The 17,829-nt window shown below is 63.4% G+C and carries 17 protein-coding genes; 13 read left to right on the top strand and 4 right to left on the bottom strand.

Translation table 11 applies throughout. The features are described 5' to 3' along the window. The 13 genes from ACVIIW_RS23115 to ACVIIW_RS23055 all read left to right on the top strand — a co-directional run bounded on the left by ACVIIW_RS23115 (window position 1) and on the right by ACVIIW_RS23055 (window position 14,216). Complete coding sequence (locus ACVIIW_RS23115) at window positions 1–810, top strand: sugar phosphate nucleotidyltransferase (protein WP_456702838.1); 810 nt, start codon at window positions 1–3, stop codon at window positions 808–810. Next, window positions 807–1,574 (top strand): TIGR04290 family methyltransferase, encoded by a 768-nt coding sequence (locus tag ACVIIW_RS23110; RefSeq protein WP_456702837.1) that lies wholly within the window; start codon window positions 807–809, stop codon window positions 1,572–1,574. The genes ACVIIW_RS23115 and ACVIIW_RS23110 overlap by 4 nt, the downstream gene beginning before the upstream one ends. After that, a complete protein-coding gene (locus ACVIIW_RS23105) occupies window positions 1,571–2,524 on the top strand; it encodes a beta-xylosidase (protein ID WP_456702836.1) in 954 nt (317 codons plus the stop codon). The genes ACVIIW_RS23110 and ACVIIW_RS23105 overlap by 4 nt, the downstream gene beginning before the upstream one ends. After that, window positions 2,512–3,717, top strand: coding sequence for a phosphopentomutase (locus ACVIIW_RS23100; RefSeq protein WP_456702835.1), 1,206 nt, complete (start codon window positions 2,512–2,514; stop codon window positions 3,715–3,717). The genes ACVIIW_RS23105 and ACVIIW_RS23100 overlap by 13 nt, the downstream gene beginning before the upstream one ends. Before the next feature lie 209 nt (window positions 3,718–3,926). Beyond that, window positions 3,927–5,039: an NAD-dependent epimerase/dehydratase family protein gene (locus ACVIIW_RS23095; protein ID WP_456702834.1), complete on the top strand. Its 1,113-nt coding sequence runs from the start codon at window positions 3,927–3,929 to the stop codon at window positions 5,037–5,039. Then, on the top strand, window positions 5,036–6,103 hold the full coding sequence (locus tag ACVIIW_RS23090; protein ID WP_456702833.1) for an NAD-dependent epimerase/dehydratase family protein: 1,068 nt from the start codon (window positions 5,036–5,038) through the stop codon (window positions 6,101–6,103). The genes ACVIIW_RS23095 and ACVIIW_RS23090 overlap by 4 nt, the downstream gene beginning before the upstream one ends. After that, window positions 6,100–7,386, top strand: coding sequence for a TIGR04295 family B12-binding domain-containing radical SAM protein (locus ACVIIW_RS23085; protein ID WP_456702832.1), 1,287 nt, complete (start codon window positions 6,100–6,102; stop codon window positions 7,384–7,386). The genes ACVIIW_RS23090 and ACVIIW_RS23085 overlap by 4 nt, the downstream gene beginning before the upstream one ends. After that, window positions 7,383–8,495, top strand: a complete 1,113-nt coding sequence (locus ACVIIW_RS23080; protein WP_456702831.1) for a glycosyltransferase family 4 protein — start codon at window positions 7,383–7,385, stop codon at window positions 8,493–8,495. The genes ACVIIW_RS23085 and ACVIIW_RS23080 overlap by 4 nt, the downstream gene beginning before the upstream one ends. Beyond that, window positions 8,492–9,622 (top strand): CgeB family protein, encoded by a 1,131-nt coding sequence (locus tag ACVIIW_RS23075; protein ID WP_456702830.1) that lies wholly within the window; start codon window positions 8,492–8,494, stop codon window positions 9,620–9,622. The genes ACVIIW_RS23080 and ACVIIW_RS23075 overlap by 4 nt, the downstream gene beginning before the upstream one ends. Beyond that, a complete protein-coding gene (locus tag ACVIIW_RS23070; protein ID WP_456702829.1) occupies window positions 9,619–10,707 on the top strand; it encodes a CgeB family protein in 1,089 nt (362 codons plus the stop codon). Before ACVIIW_RS23075 ends, ACVIIW_RS23070 begins: the two co-directional genes overlap by 4 nt. Beyond that, on the top strand, window positions 10,704–11,828 hold the full coding sequence (locus ACVIIW_RS23065) for a CgeB family protein (RefSeq protein ID WP_456702828.1): 1,125 nt from the start codon (window positions 10,704–10,706) through the stop codon (window positions 11,826–11,828). Before ACVIIW_RS23070 ends, ACVIIW_RS23065 begins: the two co-directional genes overlap by 4 nt. Before the next feature lie 12 nt (window positions 11,829–11,840). Then, window positions 11,841–12,908, top strand: coding sequence for a UDP-glucuronic acid decarboxylase family protein (locus ACVIIW_RS23060; RefSeq protein ID WP_456702827.1), 1,068 nt, complete (start codon window positions 11,841–11,843; stop codon window positions 12,906–12,908). 24 nt (window positions 12,909–12,932) lie between these two features. Beyond that, on the top strand, window positions 12,933–14,216 hold the full coding sequence (locus ACVIIW_RS23055; RefSeq protein ID WP_456702826.1) for an NRAMP family divalent metal transporter: 1,284 nt from the start codon (window positions 12,933–12,935) through the stop codon (window positions 14,214–14,216). Between the two features lie 74 nt (window positions 14,217–14,290). Here the strand turns inward: ACVIIW_RS23055 and ACVIIW_RS23050 are convergent, their stop codons facing one another. From ACVIIW_RS23050 to ACVIIW_RS23035, 4 genes are all read right to left on the bottom strand, one after another. After that, window positions 14,291–14,869, bottom strand: coding sequence for a histidine phosphatase family protein (locus ACVIIW_RS23050; RefSeq protein WP_456702825.1), 579 nt, complete (start codon window positions 14,867–14,869; stop codon window positions 14,291–14,293). A 62-nt stretch (window positions 14,870–14,931) separates the two neighbouring features. Next, window positions 14,932–16,023, bottom strand: coding sequence for an ABC transporter ATP-binding protein (locus tag ACVIIW_RS23045; RefSeq protein ID WP_456702824.1), 1,092 nt, complete (start codon window positions 16,021–16,023; stop codon window positions 14,932–14,934). Between the two features lie 9 nt (window positions 16,024–16,032). Then, on the bottom strand, window positions 16,033–16,866 hold the full coding sequence (locus tag ACVIIW_RS23040) for a carbohydrate ABC transporter permease (protein WP_456702823.1): 834 nt from the start codon (window positions 16,864–16,866) through the stop codon (window positions 16,033–16,035). A 10-nt stretch (window positions 16,867–16,876) separates the two neighbouring features. Next, window positions 16,877–17,827 (bottom strand): carbohydrate ABC transporter permease, encoded by a 951-nt coding sequence (locus tag ACVIIW_RS23035; RefSeq protein ID WP_456702822.1) that lies wholly within the window; start codon window positions 17,825–17,827, stop codon window positions 16,877–16,879. Between the last annotated feature and the right edge of the window lie 2 nt (window positions 17,828–17,829).

The following is a 17,829-nucleotide window of genomic DNA, read 5'->3' as shown; positions in this document are numbered from 1 at the left end:
ATGTGGGGCATCGTACCGGCCGCGGGCCGCGGCAGCCGGATCCAGCCGCTGGCCTTCTCCAAGGAGCTTCTGCCCGTCGGCAGCCGGCGTGACGACGGTACTGAGCGCCCCTGTGCTGTTTCCGAATATCTGCTGGAGCGGCTCATTCTCGGCGGCGCGGACAAGATCTGCATTGTGATCTCGCCGGGAAAATCCGACATCCTGGAGTATTTCGGCGATCATTATGGCAGCGCCCAACTCGCCTACGTCGTCCAGCCCGACGCGTCGGGCCTGTGCGATGCCGTCTTCAGGGCCGGCACCGTTGTCGGCCACGACGAGGACGTCGTCGTCGGTCTGCCCGACACGGTATGGTTTCCCAAGGCCGCGTTGCAGGCCCTGCCCGATGCCAAGCTGTCATTCCTGCTGTTCCCCGTCGAGCGCCCGGAATTCTTCGACGCCGTGATACTCGAAGGCGACAGCGTGCAGGAGATCCAGGTGAAGCAGCCGAACCCGGCATCGCGCTGGATCTGGGGGGCCTTCAGGATGTCGGCCTACGGCTTCCGCGAACTGCACACGCTATGGAACGCGCGAGATCGTCGAGACGAGTACTTCGGCACTCTGGTCAATGCCTATCTCGAGGCGGGAGGCCTCGGCATCGGGGTCAAGGCCGGCGAGTCCTATGTCGATGTCGGGACCATCGACGGCTATCGCACAGCGATGGCTCTTCTTGCGGAGAGTACCCGCGCCGACGGCCGGTCGAGATTGCAGCCCGGCACCTCGTCCGACGGAGCTCGACCGGTCCTTGCAATGGACAATGGAGCGACTGCATGACCGAAGCGCTGCTCACGCGTGAGGAGATCCGCAGGCGCATCGACGCGCTCGGACCGTGGTTTCACAATCTCGACCTCAATGGTGTGCCGACTGCCCCCACCCACTTCCTTGGCGACTATCCCAACGTGAAATGGCGACGCTTCGCGGGAATCATTGCGGATCGCCTCGAAGGCAAGACCGTGCTCGATATCGGCTGTAACGCCGGCTTCTACGCCATGGAGATGAAGCGGCGCGGGGCCGAGCGCGTGCTTGGCCTCGACACCGACGAGGAGTACCTGGCACAGGCCCGCTTCGCCGCCGAAGTGAACGGTCTCAGGATCGAATTTCGCAAGATGTCGGCCTATGATGTTGGACAACTCCGCGAAAAGTTCGATCTCGTGATCTTCATGGGCGTGCTCTATCACCTGCGCCACCCACTTCTGGCGCTGGATCTCATCCACGAGCATGTCGCCGACGACCTCCTGCTGTTCCAGTCGATGCAGCGCGGCGACAGTCGCGTCGACGCGATCGCCAGGAATTACGATTTCTGGACCACCGACCAGTTCGATTCTACCGGCTATCCCAGGCTGCACTTCATCGAGCACAAATACGCCGATGACCCCACCAATTGGTGGGTGCCGAACCGGGCCTGCGTCGAGGCCATGTTGCGCAGCGCCGGCTTTGCGATCACCGCCCATCCGGAAGACGAAGTTTACCTCTGCAAGCGAACGGAGCGCCCGCAAGCCGACGGTCCTGTCTATCCATCCCGGAGCACAAGCCGATGATCGAAGCGGCCAAGATCTGGAACGAACCCAACAACAAGTCGCATTGGGACCTCCTGATCGATCCGGATTGGGCCATGTTCGCAAACCTGGCGATTGCCGCGGGAAAGGCGATCCGCAGCACACACCCCGCATTGCCGATCGTCCTCGGCGGCATCTCGCCGATCGATCCCTCCTTTATGCGCAACATGCAGGCCCGCGGCGTCCTCGGCCATTTCGATGCGGTCGCCGTGCACGGCTTTCCGCTCGACTGGAACCTGTGGCAGATCGGCGAATGGCCGGACAAGATCGAGGAAATCAAGGCAGTCACCACCCTCCCCGTCTGGGTGACCGAGGTTGGGGTCTCCTCGTTCGGCGCAGAGGAGGTGCAGGCCTGGGGCCTGTCGCGCACCGCCGAACTTCTGATCGGCCGCGCGCCCCGCGTCCACTGGTACAGCCTCTATGATCTTCCCTCCGCCTGGGAGGCAACGACGCGGCACAAGGAAGCTGAAGGCTCATCCTATTACCGGCATTTCCACATGGGCCTGCTGCGCGAGGACGGCACACCAAAGGCGGCCGCTGAACGGTTCGGCACGTATGCGCCTGCCATGGGTCTGTGCCAGTGGTTCCATTTTGAGGATCATCGCCTCGACGACGCCGTCCGCTGGATGCGCCGTCTCGGTGTGACCCGCCTCAGGACGGGCCTGTCATGGGCCGACAGCTTCCGTCCCGATGCCCTCAGCTGGTTCGACCGCCAAATGGAGGCTTTGGCGGAATTTCAGGTCACTGTGACCTTCTGCTTCACGCCGGAGCATCGGGGCCTCGAGCCGCATCACACCAGCCCGCCGCTGGATGCCAATGAATTCGCCGATTTCTGCGCCTCGATGGTCGACCGCTACTGCACGAGAACCGGTCTTTCGCCCGACGCAGTAACGGCGGATCCTCCAATCAGAGAGCCTACATGCGTGCCCTGATCCTGGTGATGGACTCCGTCGGCGTCGGCGGCGCACCGGATGCCGGCGGCTACGGCGACGAAGGCGCCGACACGGTGGGTCACATCGCGGACGCTTGCGCGGCCGGAGACGGCGACAGCGCTGCACGGGAGGGCCCTCTCCGGCTTCCCAATCTCGTCGCGTTGGGCCTCGGCCAGGCCTGCCGGCTCGCCAGCGGACGCGTGCCACCCGGATTGGGTGGCCAAGTCGAGCAAGGGCAATTCGGATGCGCCAGCGAAATATCAAAGGGCAAGGATACGCCTTCGGGACATTGGGAAATTGCCGGGGTACCTGTCCCGTTCGACTGGGGTTATTTCTCCCGAACGACCCCGTGCTTTCCCACAGATCTGACCAGGGCTCTCTGCGAACAAGCCGGATTGCCTGGCATCCTCGGAGACTGTCACGCCTCCGGCACCGACATCATCGCCAGACTCGGCGAGCCCCACATGCGAACGGGAATGCCAATCTGCTACACGTCTGCCGACAGCGTGTTTCAGATTGCCGCGCATGAGCATACGTTCGGGCTCGGGCGTCTCTACGATGTCTGCGCGATCGCGAGGCGTCTTATCGATCCCCTCAATATCGGCCGCGTCATCGCCCGGCCATTCGTCGGCACGAGCGCGCGCGATTTCACGCGGACCGCGCATCGGCGCGATTTTTCCGTGCCGCCGCCCGGAACCACCATTCTTGATCTCGCCGCAAGTGCCGGCCGCGACATCGTGACCATCGGCAAGATCGACGATATCTTCGCCCATCGCGCGACCGGCCGAAACATGCGCGGCAATGGCAACATGGCGCTGTTCGATCGTACGCTCGAAGGGTTCGCGAGCCTTGCGGATGGCGGGTTTCTGTTCGCCAATTTCATCGACTTCGACACGCTCTACGGTCATCGCCGCGACGTGGCCGGCTATGCCGCGGCACTTGAAGCCTTCGACCGACGCCTTCCCGAATTATTGCCCTGCCTGCGAAGCGATGATCTGCTGATCATCACCGCCGATCATGGCTGCGACCCGACCTGGAGCGGTACCGATCACACCCGCGAGCAGGTTCCGATCCTGGCCTGGACGACGCAATCATCTTCTCCGATCGGACGTCGCGCCGGCTTTGCCGATATCGGCGCGACCTCAGCAAAGCACTTGGGGCTGCCCGAACCGGTGCACGGCGCGCATTTCTAGCCCGCGAGAGCGGCCGATTCACCTGGGTTATTGATCCAGGTTAGAGAAATATTCGTTTGTACATTTTCGAGGAACGAACATTCCTTGCATCGCTTCTGACTCCAACGTGACCGGCGCGCGGGTCGTCCGACCCACCCAGCAAGTGCGCATCACCTCACATCATCGATCGATCCCGAACGGATCGGTCTTACGGTTGTACGGAGCGGTGAATGACGCGAGTATTGATCACGGGGGGCGCGGGGTTCATCGGCTCACATGCGGCGGATGTGCTGCTTGCCGCCGGCTACGAGGTCCGTCTTCTCGACAATCTGTCGCCGCAGGTGCACGGCGGTAACCGTCAGCGTCCATCCTATCTCGCCGACGAAGCCGAACTCGTCGTTGGTGACGTCACGGACGGCGCTGCCGTAGCGCATGCCCTGCGCAGAGCCGACATGGTCCTGCATCTCGCTTCCGCCGTCGGCGTCGGGCAAAGCATGTACGACATCGAGCCCTACGTGCGTACGAATGAGCTCGGCACCGCCGTGCTGCTCCAGGCGCTGTCGAAGCGCCCCGTCGAACGGCTGGTCGTTGCCTCCTCCATGAGCATCTACGGCGAAGGCCTCTACCGCAGGCCTGATCAAACTCTCGTCGCCTGCGACGAACGGTCGATCGAACAGCTGCGCCGAGGGGAATGGGAGTTGCGAGACACCATGGATCGCCCGCTCGCCCCCGTGGCCACTCCCGAGAACAAGCCGCCGTCGCTCAGCTCGGTCTACGCGCTGAACAAGTTTGCACAGGAGCGCATGTGCCTGATCACAGGCAAGGCTTACGGCATCCCGACCTTGGCGTTGCGCTTCTTCAACGTGTTCGGGCCGCGTCAGGCACTGTCAAATCCCTACACCGGCGTGCTCGCCATCTTCGCGGCGCGGCTCCTCAACGGACGTCCGCCGCTGGTGTTCGAGGACGGCGAGCAACGGCGCGATTTCGTTCACGTGCATGACGTCGCCCGCGCCTGCCGCATTGCGCTGGAAGCAGAGCATGCGCAAGACGTCTTCAACATCGGCTCAGGCCACAGCCGAAGCATTCTGTCGGTCGCCGAGGATCTCGCCGAGGTCATGGGACGCAACGATATCGCGCCCGAAATCACGCGGAAATACCGCGCCGGTGACATCAGGCACTGCTTCGCAGATATCGGCAAATCGCGGGACCTGCTCGGCTTCGAGGCTCACGTGGCCTTCAAGGATGGCCTCGAGGAGCTCGCGGAATATCTCGCAGGCCAGATTGCGGATGACCAGGCCGAGCGAGCCACCCGGGAATTGCTGCAACGAGGATTGGTTGCATGATGAGCGAGCGAGACAACAGACCCGTTCTGATCACCGGCGGCTGCGGCTTCATCGGCTGCAATCTGGCCGACCGGCTGGCGGAGCGCGGTGAGCGCGTTCTGGTGCTGGACAATCTCGCCCGCGCCGGCGTGCGTGAGAACGCACAATGGTTGAAGTCCAGGCACGGCGACCTCATCACCATTACGGTGGCCGACATTCGAGAGCCCATCCCGGTGATCGACGCCGTACGCGAGGCGCGCGCCGTGCTGCATCTGGCTGCCCAGGTCGCGGTCACTGACAGCGTGAGCGACCCGGCAGCCGATTTCGAGATCAACGCGCGCGGCACGCTGAATGTGCTCGAAGCAGTCCGGCTGCACAATTGCACCGCGCCGGTCGTGTTCGCGTCCACCAACAAGGTCTATGGCCGCCTGGTCGAGGACAGCCAGATCGCGCTCGCGGGCCGCCGTTATAGTCCCACCAGCGACCTGCTGGCGGACGGTGTTTCGGAGCACGCGCCGCTCGATTTCTACAGCCCCTATGGCTGCTCCAAGGGGACCGCCGATCAGTACGTCCATGACTATGCGCGGGTCTACGGGCTCCAGACCGTGGTGATGCGCATGAGCTGCATCTACGGGCCGCGGCAATTCGGCACCGAGGACCAGGGCTGGATCGCTCATTTCCTGCTGAGCGCCATCCGAGGCCAGCCCTTGACGATCTATGGCGACGGTTATCAAGTTCGCGACGCCTTGCATGTGTCCGACGCAGCCTCCGCTTGGCTTGCCGTTCTCGACAGGATCGCGCTCTCGCGTGGACGCGTGTTCAATCTCGGCGGCGGGCCAGCCAACGCGGTGAGCCTCCGGGAATTGATCGACCACATCACCCAATTCACGGGCCGCGAGGTCACCTACCGCTTCTCTGATTGGCGTCCTGGCGATCAGCCCTGGTACGTCACGGATACCCGAGCGCTGTCGACCGCGCTCGGATGGGCACCGCAGGTAACCATCGCCGACGGCCTTCGCTCGCTCCACGCCTGGCTCGATGGTCGCTTTGGAGCAACTCACGGCACCCGCGAGGCCCTCGCATGACGCGCGTCGCCCTGATCAATCCGAACTGGGATTTCAGCGGCAGCATCTATTTCGGCTGCCGGTCCCCTCACCTTCCGCTCGAGCTCGGGATCTCTGAGCATTATCTGAAGGCGGCCGGGCACCGCACGCTGCTGCTCGATGCGCACATGTTCGACCTGTCCTTCCGCGACATCGAGGCCCAATTGCGCGCGTTCGGCCCCGAACTGATCGTGATCACGACCGCCCCAACCTATCTGTTCTGGCGCTGCGCACCGCCGGAACTGCGCGTGCCGCAGGAGCTTGCCGCGGCAGTGCGGGATCTTGCGCCAACGCTGGTCGCAGTCGGTCCGCACGGCTCGACGACGCCGCGGGCAGCACTCAAGAAGCTCGGCGTCGACATCATCGTGATGGGAGAATGCGAAACGTCCCTGCTGCGGCTCGCAGAAGGCGAGCGGGACTTTCCCGGCCTGTGTTTCGCGGATCGCCGCTCGGTCCGGGTCAACGGAGGCCCGCAGGCCGTCGACTTCAGGGATCAGCCGGCTTTGGACTGGCCCAGCGAGATGATCCGGCGCCATCATCACCACCATCACCGCTTCGAGGCCGAGCCGGCGGGGCCCGGCGCGGAAATCGAGGCGTCGCGGGGATGCCCCTACAACTGCACGTTCTGCGCCAAGGAGAATTTCCGCAATGCATATCGCAAACGGCCGGCCTCCATCATTCTCGACGAGATCGATCGTCTGCGCGGACAAGGCGTCGAATATGTCTACTTCATCGATGAGATCTTCCTTCCGAACCCCGAACTCCTGGAAGGGCTGAGCACGCGCAGCCTCAAGTTCGGGGTGCAGACCCGCATCGACCTCTGGAAGCCGGAAATGCTCGCGCTGCTCGGACGTGCCGGCTGCGTCTCGATCGAGGCCGGGATCGAAAGCCTCACCGTCGAGGGCCGCGCCGCGCTCGCCAAGAACTGCAAGATGACCACCGACCAGCTCGCCGATCGGCTGGTCGAAGCCCGCCGTCACGTTCCCTTCGTGCAGGCCAATCTGATCGAGGTGCCCGAGGACGACGATCCCGTCGTGCAGCGCTGGCGGAGCAAGATGCAGGACGCCGGCATCTGGGCGAACGATCCTGTTCCGCTCTATCCCTACCCCGGCTCACCGGATTACCGGAAGCTCTGGGGCGAGGCCGACGATTTCGCGTGGGAGCGCGCGCACCGACATTATCTCGGGATGTTCGATCAGTTCAGCGACGTGCAGAACGATCGGCCGATGCCGCTCGACGCCCTCGAGCACCCGGTAGCGTCATGAGCCGCGCGTCACACATCCGGATCCTGATGACGGTCGATACGGTCGGAGGCGTGTGGACTTATTCGTGCGGTCTTGCCGCACGCCTCGTCGCGTCGGGAGCCGACGTCACTCTGGTGACAATCGGGCCTTCGGCACGCGCCGACCAACGTGAGATGCTGCGCGGCGCGGGCGTGCGCCTCGTGGATACGGACCTTACCCTGGAATGGCAGGACCCTGAAGGCCACGACTTCGCCAACGCCGAGCGCGTCCTCGCCAGGCTGGAAGCGCGAGTCCAGCCTGACATCGTCCATCTCAACAGTTTCCGGGAGGCGACCCTCGCGTGGCGCGCTCCGACGGTTCTCGTGGCGCATTCCTGCGTCAACTCCTGGGCACGCGCCTGTCGCGATACGGGCTGGCTCGGCGAGCCGCGATGGACGCGTTATACAGAACGCGTCGCTGCTGCACTCAACAGCACGCAGGCCTGGATTTGCCCGAGCCAGTCCTTCCATGACGACATCGTCGAGATCTATCGCCCCCGCTCACCCGGCGCGGTGATCTGGAATGGCATTGCTGCCGGGAACTTTCCAAGTCGGAAACGGGAGCTGATCTTCGCGGCCGGCCGGCTCTGGGATCGTGCCAAGAATATCGGAGTCCTGGCGGCGGCGTCACCGGGACTGGATTGGCCGGTTCAGGTCGCGGGCCCCGCCGGTGCGGATCCGGCGACGGGCGTCACCTGGCTTGGGCAATTGCCGCATAACGCCTTGCGCGGACATCTCCAGCACGCAGCGATCTTTGTGAGCCCCGCCCTCTACGAGCCATTCGGCCTTTCGGTGCTGGAGGCGGCCGCCGCGGGCTGCGCGCTGGTGCTGTCGGACATCTCGACGTTCCGGGAGCTGTGGAGCGGAGCCGCGATGCTCTTCGATCCCGACGATAGCCAGGCGCTGCACCGAACTCTCGCCGATCTCTGCGCCGACGATCTCGAAAGGACGCGCCTGCAACGCGCCGCCTATGAACATTCCCTGACCTATTCGCTGGCGCGCACGACCAGCGCCTATCTGAAGCTGTACGAAGGGCTGCTCGCCTCCGACCGCACGTCGTCCCAAGCCGGCCAGATCGAGGTGCGCGCATGAAATGCGTCCTGTTCTACCACGCATTCACCTCTTGCTGGAACAACGGCAACGCGCATTTCCTGCGCGGCTATGCCCGCGAGCTGCATGGGCTTGGCCACGAGGTCGTCGTGTTCGAGCCCGTCGATGGCTGGAGCCGGTTGAATGCCATCCGCGAGAGCGGCAGTCAGGCCCTCCAGGACACGGCCCAGCTCTTCCCTGGCATCTCCATTCGCCGCTATGACGCCTCGCTCGATTTCGATGAAGCGCTGGATGGCGCCGATCTTGTCGTCGTGCATGAATGGAACGCGCCTGATGTGATCAAGCAGATCGGGTACAACCGCGCGCACGGCGGTTCATTCACATTGCTGTTCCACGATACTCATCATCGCGCTGTCACCGCGCCGGACGAACTTGCACTGTTCGACCTTGACGACTTTGACGGCGTGCTGGCGTTCGGAGAGGTGCTTCGCCTGATCTATGCCAAGCTTGGCTGGGCTGACCGGGCCTATACCTGGCACGAGGCCGCCGACGTCGCGTTGTATCATCCGCTGCCGAGAATCGAACCGACCGAGGATCTGGTCTGGATCGGTAATTGGGGCGACGGCGAACGCAGCGCCGAACTCAACGAATTTCTGGTCGAGCCCGTCGCCGAATTGAATCTGCGCGCGAGCGTCTACGGCGTTCGCTACTCGCACGATGCGCTCCGGACCATCGAGGCTGCAGGGATTCGCTATGGCGGCTGGCTGCCGGCGCACTGGGCGCCGGTCGCGTTCGCCGGCGCCCGCGCAACCGTGCACGTTCCCCGCGGCCCTTATGTGCGATCGCTTCCCGGCATTCCCACCATCCGCGTGTTCGAAGCACTCGCCTGCGGCATTCCCCTGGTCTCGGCGCCCTGGTCCGACGCGGAAGGCCTGTTTCCGGACGGCGCTTATCTCAAGGCCGCCGATCGCGCGGAGATGAGTTGCGCGTTGCGCGCCGTGCTCGACGATAGCGATATGTCAGCCGCCATGGTTGAGACCGGGCTGCGAACGATCCGGGAGCGCCATACCTGTCGTCATCGTGCTCAACAACTGGTGGGCATCGTAGAGGCCATTCGCACCTCGAACGGCTCGTCACAGCACCAGCGATACATCGGAGCCTCCGCATGAAGATCTGCTTCTTCGGATCCAGCCTCGTCTCGTCCTATTGGAACGGTGCCGCCACCTATTATCGCGGCATGCTCAAGCAGATCGCCGCGCTCGGCCACGACATCACCTTCTTCGAGCCCGACGCTTTCGAGCGGCAGGCCCATCGCGACATCGCCGATCCCGATTGGGCCAGGGTCGTGGTCTACCCCGCGACGGCGGACGGTTGGCGGAGCTCACTCGATGCCGCGGCGTGCTCCGCGGACATGCTGATCAAGGCGAGTGGCGTCGGGGTCTTCGATCGGGAGCTGGAGGCGGCGGTCGCGACCCTGCCCTCCCGAACCATGCGGATCTATTGGGATGTCGATGCGCCCGCCACGCTCGAAGCTATGGCAAGCGACCCCGAGCACCACCTGCGGGCCGCAATTCCCTCCTACGATATGGTCCTGACCTACGGCGGCGGCGATGGGGTCGTCTCGACTTACCGCGCCATGGGCGCGCGAGATTGCGTTCCGATCTACAACGCCCTGGACCCCCAAACGCATTTTCCGTCGCCGCCCAGAGCCGACTTCAACTGCGATCTCAGTCTGCTGGCCAATCGCCTGCCAGACCGGGAACAGCGTGTGGAGCACTTTTTTCTGGACGTCGCACATGAGCTGCCGGACAAGTCCTTCGTTCTTGGCGGCTCTGGTTGGGAGACCAAGAATACGGCGGGCAACATCCGCAAGGTCGGTCATGTCGGCACCGGCGCGCACAACGCGTTCTTCGGCTCCGGGCTTGCGACGCTCAACGTCAACCGGGATAGCATGGCCCGCTACGGCTTCTCGCCGCCGACGCGGGTGTTTGAGGCGATCGGCGCGGGCGCCTGCCTGATCACCGACCAATGGGACGGTATCGACCATTTCCTCGAGCCGGATCGTGAAGTGCTGGTCGCTGCCAGCGGAGCCGAGGTTGCCGGCCATCTCGGCGCCCTCAGCATAGACCGTGCCGCCGCGATCGCGAGCCGCGCCCGCGCACGCATCTTGACCCAGCACACCTACCGGCACCGCGCCCGCCAGTTCAACCACCTCTTTGTCGGAAGCAGCTCGCGTATCGAGGCAGCAGAATGAATCTCAGCATCGTCGTCGTCGGTCTTTCGGTCACATCGTCATGGGGCAATGGTCATGCCACGACCTATCGTGCCCTGATCGAAGCCCTCGCACGGCGAGGCCACCACGTGACGTTCCTCGAGCGCGACGTCGCCTGGTATCGCGAGCACCGCGATCTCACCAAGCCGGACTCGTGGACTGTCGAGATCTATCAATCGCTGAAGGATGTCCCTCGCCGCTTCGGCCAGCTCATTCGGAGCGCCGACCTTGTCATCATCGGGTCCTATGTGCCCGATGGGATCGCGATCTCCGAATGGATCACGCGCCAGGCGCGGGGGATCACCGCATTCTACGACATCGACACGCCGGTGACGCTGGCGAGGATCGACCAGGGTCTCGACTATCTGTCCGCAGCGATGATCCCGCGTTTCGACCTCTATTTGTCCTTTGCCGGCGGCCCGGTGCCTGACATGATCGAGGAGCGCTATGGCAGCCCGTTGGCCCGGGTTCTTTATTGCAGCGCCGACACCGATACCTACAAACCGCAGCATGCGCAGACGAAATGGGCCCTCGGCTATCTCGGGACCTATAGCGAGGACCGGCAACCGGTGCTCGATCAATTGATGCTGCTCCCGGCGCGGACACTGTCCTCGGAGCAGTTCGCCGTCGCAGGCGCGCAGTATCCCGCCCATATCGCCTGGCCGGACAACGTCACGCGGATCGAGCACCTCCCGCCAAACCGGCACCCAGCATTTTACGCGGAGCAGCGGTTCGCCCTCAACGCGACCCGCGCTGACATGCGCGCACTGGGCTTCTCGCCTAGCGTTCGCCTGTTCGAAGCGGCGGCCTGCGGCACGCCCGTGATTTCCGACCGGTGGCCGGGCCTCGAGACAATCTTCGAGCCATCGCGGGAGATCCTGCTGGCGTCGACCCCGCGCGACGTCGTCGAGATCCTGCGCGACATGCCTGAGGAGCGTCGCCGAGACATCGCGGAGAATGCGCGGCGCCGCGTCCTCGCCGACCACACCTCCAACCACCGCGCCCGCCAATTGGAAGCTTACTACAGTGAAGCGAGCGCGCGGCGTCGCCGCAAGTCGGCGCGGCTTCCCGCGAGCCAGCCCGCGCAGGTCGCCGAACTCTGAAGGAGCAGCTTCATGACACTCCAGACCCGCATCCATGCAGCCCGACGCCCTCCGGTCGTTCTGATCGCAGGCGGCGCCGGCTTCATCGGATCCCACCTCTGCGACGCACTTCTGCAACGCGGAAACATGGTGATCTGCCTCGACAATCTGTCCACGGGCACGATCGACAATGTCCGGCCACTGCTCAACCACCCGAACTTCCGCTTCGTCGAGCACGACGTGCGCGACCAAGTCGAGATCGACGACGATATCGACAGTATCTACAGTCTGGCCTGCCCTGCCTCGCCACGGCATTACCAGACGGACCCGGTCGGGACGATGAAGACATGCGTGCTCGGCACGATCAACATGCTCGAGCTCGCGCGGCGAAAGGGGGCGCGGGTGCTTCAGGCCTCGACCAGTGAAGTCTACGGCGATCCGGAGATTCATCCACAGCCGGAATCCTATCTCGGCAACGTCAACCCGATTGGTCCACGCGCCTGCTATGACGAGGGCAAGCGCGCCGCCGAGACGCTGATGTTCGACTACCATCGCATGTATCGGACCGAGATCAAGGTCGCGCGCATCTTCAACACCTATGGTCCGCGCATGCTGGAGAATGACGGCCGCGTCGTCTCCAATTTCATCGTGCAGGCTCTGCGCGGCGAGCCGATCACCATCTACGGTGCAGGTACCCAGACACGGAGCTTCTGCTTCGTCGACGATCTCGTGCGAGGGCTCCAGCTTCTGATGCAAAGTCCCGCCTCGGTGACCGGCCCCTGCAATCTCGGCAATCCGCACGAAGTCACCATCGAGGCGATCGCACGTGAGGTGCTCACCTACACGGAATCGGCCTCGTCGCTCCGCTTTGAGGCGTTGCCGAAGGACGATCCCAAGCGGCGCAAGCCCATGATCGACACCGCGGCGCAGACGTTGGGCTGGCGCCCGCGCGTCGAACTGAAAGACGGGCTTCAGGCAACGATCGCCTATTTCGCGCTGCGGATAGCCGGGGATGCCCCGACCTTGGTACCGGCCATTGCACCACGGCGCACAGGACGCGCGACACGCAGCCAGCTGAGGATTGCCGATCCGGCGCGATGAACGTCTGGCGATCGCAGGACCGTTATGGACGCGACTAACGGCTCAGCTTCCGGCAGCAGAACCAAAGGCCTCACTCGCGCGTTCGGCCTCGGCCTCGTGACCGGCGCTGCGGATGATGATTGCTCGGCGATCGGAACCTATGCGAGCGCCGGCGCGCGGTTCGGCTACGCCTTGCTCTGGATGGCGCCGGTGACATTCCCGATGATGTTCGCCGTCGTGTTCCTCTCTGCCAAGCTCGGACGCGTCACCGGCAAGGGATTGTTTGCCGTTCTTCGCGAGCACTTCTCGCCATGGCTGATGTGGCCCGCGCTGATCGGCGTGCTGATCGGAAACGTGATCGAGGCCGGAGCGAATATCGGTGCGATGGCTGCAGCGATCAACCTGTATGTGGCGGTCCCCCATGGCGCCCTGGTTCTGGGGATTGCTGGCGCGATCCTGGTGCTGCAGATTTGGGGATCTTACACCTTCATCCGCAACATCTTCCGCTGGTTGGCTCTCTCGCTCTTCGCATATGTCGGATCGGCGGTCCTCGCATCGCCCGATCCGCCGGCCGTGCTGCGGGGCACGCTCGTTCCGCACATCCAATTCTCCAACGCGTTTCTGTCGATCCTCGTCGCGGTGATCGGCACCACACTGTCGGCCTATCTCTATACTTGGCAGTCCAATGTCGAGGTCGAGGAGCTGATTGCCGCCGGCCGCATCGACGCACGGGCGCGTCGCGCCGGCATGGGTTCCGAGCTCGCGCAGTCGCGCCGTGACATTCTGATGGGAATGGCATTCTCAAATGTCATCATGTACTTCATCATTCTTTCGACAGGGGCGACGCTGCATCAGGCCGGCCAGACTGATATCAGCACCACGGCTGAAGCGGCCGAAGCGCTACGGCCCCTGGCCGGCAACGCCGCCGCCGCGCTGTTCAGCATCGGGATCATTGCCGTCGGTTTCCTCGCCGTTCCCGTGATGACCACGGGCGCAGCCTATGATTTCTGCCAGACGCTCGGTTGGAAGAGCTCGCTCAACGCGCGCCCGGCCGACGCCGGCCGGTTCTATCTCTCCATCGCCGGCTTTACGGCAGCTGCGGTGCTTCTCAATTTCCTCGGCTTCAATCCGATGAAGGCCCTGGTCTATTCAGGCATCGTGCAGGGCTTCTCGACGCCGCCGCTGATGCTCCTGATTCTGCTGATGACCAGCGACCGCAGATTGATGGGGGACGAGGTCAACAGCCCGGGCATGAAGGCGCTCGGCTGGATCACCGTCACCGCAATATTCGCGGCGACCATAGGCCTGGTCGCCAGCTGGGTGGCCTGATCGAAACCGGTCAATTCACCCGAGGCGCAGGCGGCCCTCCCCGCGTCAGCCGGCCGACATGCAGCGGGTGCGGATCACAGGTCTTCAAGACGACGCCAGGAGTGTTGCACGCGACGGCCCTCTCTGGTGAACGCAAAGAAATAACCGCCGTCGGCAGGCTGGTCGCAGGACCGATCAATCGCAACACCCATGTAATGGCAATAGAGCAGAGTGCCCACCCCGCCGTGCCCGACAAAGAGCACGTCGCCCTGATCATTCCGAGCCAGGGCCCGTTCGACCTCGCGCACGATGCGCAGTTGGGCGTCGACAGCCCGCTCCCAGCCCCGAACGCTGATCTGGGGCTGAGCAAAAAACTGATTGGCGACCGCTTGAAACTCGTCCTGCATCAGAAAGCCCGTTGCCGATCGGTCATTCTCGTGCATCGCCTTCCGGACCTCGACATCGATCTTCAGCTTTGCCGCAATGATCTCCGCGGTCTGGATGGCCTTCCGCTCGCCGCTGGCGATGATCCGCGTCGTACGCGAGAGCTGACGCGTCGCTGTGATCGCCTCGGTGCGATGTCTGCCGATCGCGCTCAAGCCCCAGGATGGTACGGGGATCGCCGGATCAATATTCACCTGAGGATGGGTGAGATAGCGTACGATATCCGTCACGATTGATCCCTCTCGCTGCGAAGCTCGCTTGCGATCAGCCCGCGCCAACGCCGGTCGGCCGCTTAAGCATTGGTCGGACTTGATATCCGCAGGCCCGAGGCATCGAAGACGTGCACATCCCGGTTCGCCGCAGCGAGTACGATTCGCTCACCGGGCGTCGGCGTCTGGCGACCGCGGACTTCGGCAACGAACAGCCTGTCGTCGGCGCGACGCACATAGGCGAATGAGGATTCGCCGAGACGTTCGACCAGTTCGACGACGCCTTCCACGGTGAAGGAACCGTCCTCTCGCCTGCCAAGATGCTCCGGACGAACGCCGACCGTCAGCGTATCGCCCATCTTCAATGAGGTCGCCGGCAGGTCGAAGCTGCGAAAGCCGCCTCCGTCCACACGCGCGCATGCACCTTCGACGCTGGCAACCTTACCCTCGAAGAAATTCATCGCAGGCGAGCCGATGAAGCCCGCGACGAACAGGTTGGCGGGTGCATAATAGAGATCCAGCGGCCTGCCGACCTGCTCGATGCAACCCTTGTTCATCACGACGATGCGATCGGCGAGAGTCATCGCCTCGACCTGGTCGTGCGTGACATAGACGATGGTTGACTTCAGCATTCGATGGAGATTCGCGATCTCGACGCGCGTCGAGACGCGCAGGGCCGCATCGAGATTCGAGAGCGGCTCATCAAACAGGAAAACGGCAGGCTCGCGCACGATCGCGCGGCCAATGGCAACGCGCTGACGCTGGCCGCCGGAGAGATCACGCGGATAGCGCCCGAGCAACTCGTCGAGCCGCAGCATGCGGGCCGCTTCCGTGACGCGCCGCTCGCGTTCGGCAGGCGGCACCCCGGTGAATTTCAACCCGAACGTCATGTTCTTGCGCACGTTCATGTGCGGATAGAGCGCATAGGACTGGAACACCATCGCGATGCCGCGATCGGCAGGTGCGAGCGTGTTGACGAGTTTGTCGGCGATATGAATGTCGCCGCCCGATGCACCGTCGAGCCCGGCAATCATCCGCAGAAGCGTCGACTTGCCGCAGCCTGACGGCCCCACGAGAACGACGAACTCGCCATCCTCGATCTTCAAATTGACGTCGTTAAGCACCGTGGCCGCGCCATAACGCTTGTGGAGGTGCTCGATGCGCAGATTGGCCATTCTGACAACCTATTTGACCGCGCCGGAGGTGAGGCCTGCGATGAGTTGGCGCGAGAGGATCACGTAGATGATGACGACCGGCAGGATCGCCATCGACAGTGCGGCGAGCACCGAATTCCAGTCGGTGATGTACTGGCCCAGAAACTGCTGCACGCCCAGCGTGACCGTATGCGTGGAGTCACTCGAGGTCAGGATCAACGGAAACCAAAGGTCGTTCCAGATCGGCACGATGGTGAAGACCGCGACCGTCGCGATCGCCGGGCGCAGCAGAGGGGCGACCACCTCGAAGAAGATGCGGGTTTCCGGCACGCCGTCGCAGCGCGCGGCGTCGCGCAAGTCCTTGGGAATTTGCTGAATGAACTCGCTCAATATGAAGATCGACATCGGCAGGCCTTGCGCGACATAGACGAGGATCAAGGCGGTCAGCGTGTCGTTGAGGCCGGCAGACCGCATCATGTTGAGGATCGCGACGGAGCCAAGCCGGATCGGCACCATGATGCCGATCGACAGGAACAGTGCCAGCGCCGTCGAACCGCGAAAGCGGTATTCGGTCAGCGCCCAGGCTGCCATCGCGCCGAACAGCAGCACGAGCGCCATGCTGACGAGGGTCACGATCAGCGAATTCGAATAGTAGGTCAGGATATGGGAGGAGCGGAAAACCTTCTCATAGCCGATGAGGCTGAAGGTCGCGGCCTCCGGCGGCGCGAGCGGGCTGCCGAAGATGGCGTTGCGCACCTTGAACGAATTCATCACCACGAGCAGGATTGGACCGACCGCAAGGAGGCTATAGGCGATCAGGACGACGTGGACGCCGAGGCTTCTTGCACGCTGCTCCGTCGTCATGCCAGCTACCTCAGAAAGCGTAACGGCGAATGCGCCGCTGCACGAAGAAGAGATACAGGCAAAGGCCGAGGAGAATGATGAAAAACATCACGGTCGCGACCGCTGAGCCCATGGTCGGATTGCCGAGCTGGAGCTGATTGCCGAAGAAGGTGCGGTAGAAAAACGTGCCCAGGATGTCGGTGGCGAAATTCGGCCCCGCGAGCGCGCCCTTGACCGAGTAGATCAGATCGAAAGCGTTGAAGTTGGCGACAAAGGTCAAGACCGAGACCAGGCTGATCGTCGGCAGGACGAGCGGAAGCTTGATGTGGAAGAAGATGCGAAACTGTCCGAGTCCGTCGACGCGTGCCGCATCGATCAACTCGTCGGGGACGTTGAGCAGCGCGGCGTAGATCAACATCATCGGAATGCCGACGAATTGCCAGACAGAGATGAGGGACAGGGTGACGAGTGCGCTCGATTCGAGCCCCAGCCAGGGAGCGAACAGTGAGCCCAGCCCCACGGCCTTCAACGCGCCGGCCGCGACGCCCCAGAGCGGGGAAAGGATCAGATTCCAGGAGAAGCCGACGATGACGACCGAAAGCATCGTGGGGAGAAACATCACGGTGCGATAAAAACCCCTGAGCCTCAGGCCGGGCAGACTCAGCAATCCCGCGAGTGCGATGCCAACAGGATTCTGAACACACATATGCACGGCGAAGAATATCAGATTGTTGCCGAGGGCATTCCAGAACGGCTTCGACCACAGCGCGTCACCGAGCAGCGTTTTGAAGTTGGCAAGCCCGACGAAAGACCGGGCGCCGGACGGATCGCTTGTGTAGGTGGATAACGCCATGGTCGCGACGAGCGGATAGATCGAGAACAAGGTGTAGATCGCGACCGCCGGTCCGAGGAAGAACAGCAGAAGGCCCGCGAGCTTGGCGCGAGGCATCTGAGCGGTGATGTTCGAGACCGATTCGGGCATGA

This window comes from Bradyrhizobium sp. USDA 4449, from assembly GCF_054056275.1.
Note: the sequence above shows the minus strand (reverse complement) of the source record. Positions and strands in the feature narration are given on the sequence as shown.

What these genes read in the sequence shown, in the direction of transcription:
- ACVIIW_RS23115 (WP_456702838.1), top strand. Translation starts at nt 1, where the DNA reads ATGTGGGGCATCGTACCGGCCGCGGGCCGCGGCAGCCGGATCCAGCCG.
- ACVIIW_RS23110 (WP_456702837.1), top strand. Translation starts at nt 807, where the DNA reads ATGACCGAAGCGCTGCTCACGCGTGAGGAGATCCGCAGGCGCATCGAC.
- ACVIIW_RS23105 (WP_456702836.1), top strand. Translation starts at nt 1,571, where the DNA reads ATGATCGAAGCGGCCAAGATCTGGAACGAACCCAACAACAAGTCGCAT.
- ACVIIW_RS23100 (WP_456702835.1), top strand. Translation starts at nt 2,512, where the DNA reads ATGCGTGCCCTGATCCTGGTGATGGACTCCGTCGGCGTCGGCGGCGCA.
- ACVIIW_RS23095 (WP_456702834.1), top strand. Translation starts at nt 3,927, where the DNA reads ATGACGCGAGTATTGATCACGGGGGGCGCGGGGTTCATCGGCTCACAT.
- ACVIIW_RS23090 (WP_456702833.1), top strand. Translation starts at nt 5,036, where the DNA reads ATGATGAGCGAGCGAGACAACAGACCCGTTCTGATCACCGGCGGCTGC.
- ACVIIW_RS23085 (WP_456702832.1), top strand. Translation starts at nt 6,100, where the DNA reads ATGACGCGCGTCGCCCTGATCAATCCGAACTGGGATTTCAGCGGCAGC.
- ACVIIW_RS23080 (WP_456702831.1), top strand. Translation starts at nt 7,383, where the DNA reads ATGAGCCGCGCGTCACACATCCGGATCCTGATGACGGTCGATACGGTC.
- ACVIIW_RS23075 (WP_456702830.1), top strand. Translation starts at nt 8,492, where the DNA reads ATGAAATGCGTCCTGTTCTACCACGCATTCACCTCTTGCTGGAACAAC.
- ACVIIW_RS23070 (WP_456702829.1), top strand. Translation starts at nt 9,619, where the DNA reads ATGAAGATCTGCTTCTTCGGATCCAGCCTCGTCTCGTCCTATTGGAAC.
- ACVIIW_RS23065 (WP_456702828.1), top strand. Translation starts at nt 10,704, where the DNA reads ATGAATCTCAGCATCGTCGTCGTCGGTCTTTCGGTCACATCGTCATGG.
- ACVIIW_RS23060 (WP_456702827.1), top strand. Translation starts at nt 11,841, where the DNA reads ATGACACTCCAGACCCGCATCCATGCAGCCCGACGCCCTCCGGTCGTT.
- ACVIIW_RS23055 (WP_456702826.1), top strand. Translation starts at nt 12,933, where the DNA reads ATGGACGCGACTAACGGCTCAGCTTCCGGCAGCAGAACCAAAGGCCTC.
- ACVIIW_RS23045 (WP_456702824.1), bottom strand. Translation starts at nt 16,023, where the DNA reads ATGGCCAATCTGCGCATCGAGCACCTCCACAAGCGTTATGGCGCGGCC.
- ACVIIW_RS23040 (WP_456702823.1), bottom strand. Translation starts at nt 16,866, where the DNA reads ATGACGACGGAGCAGCGTGCAAGAAGCCTCGGCGTCCACGTCGTCCTG.
- ACVIIW_RS23035 (WP_456702822.1), bottom strand. Translation starts at nt 17,827, where the DNA reads ATGCCCGAATCGGTCTCGAACATCACCGCTCAGATGCCTCGCGCCAAG.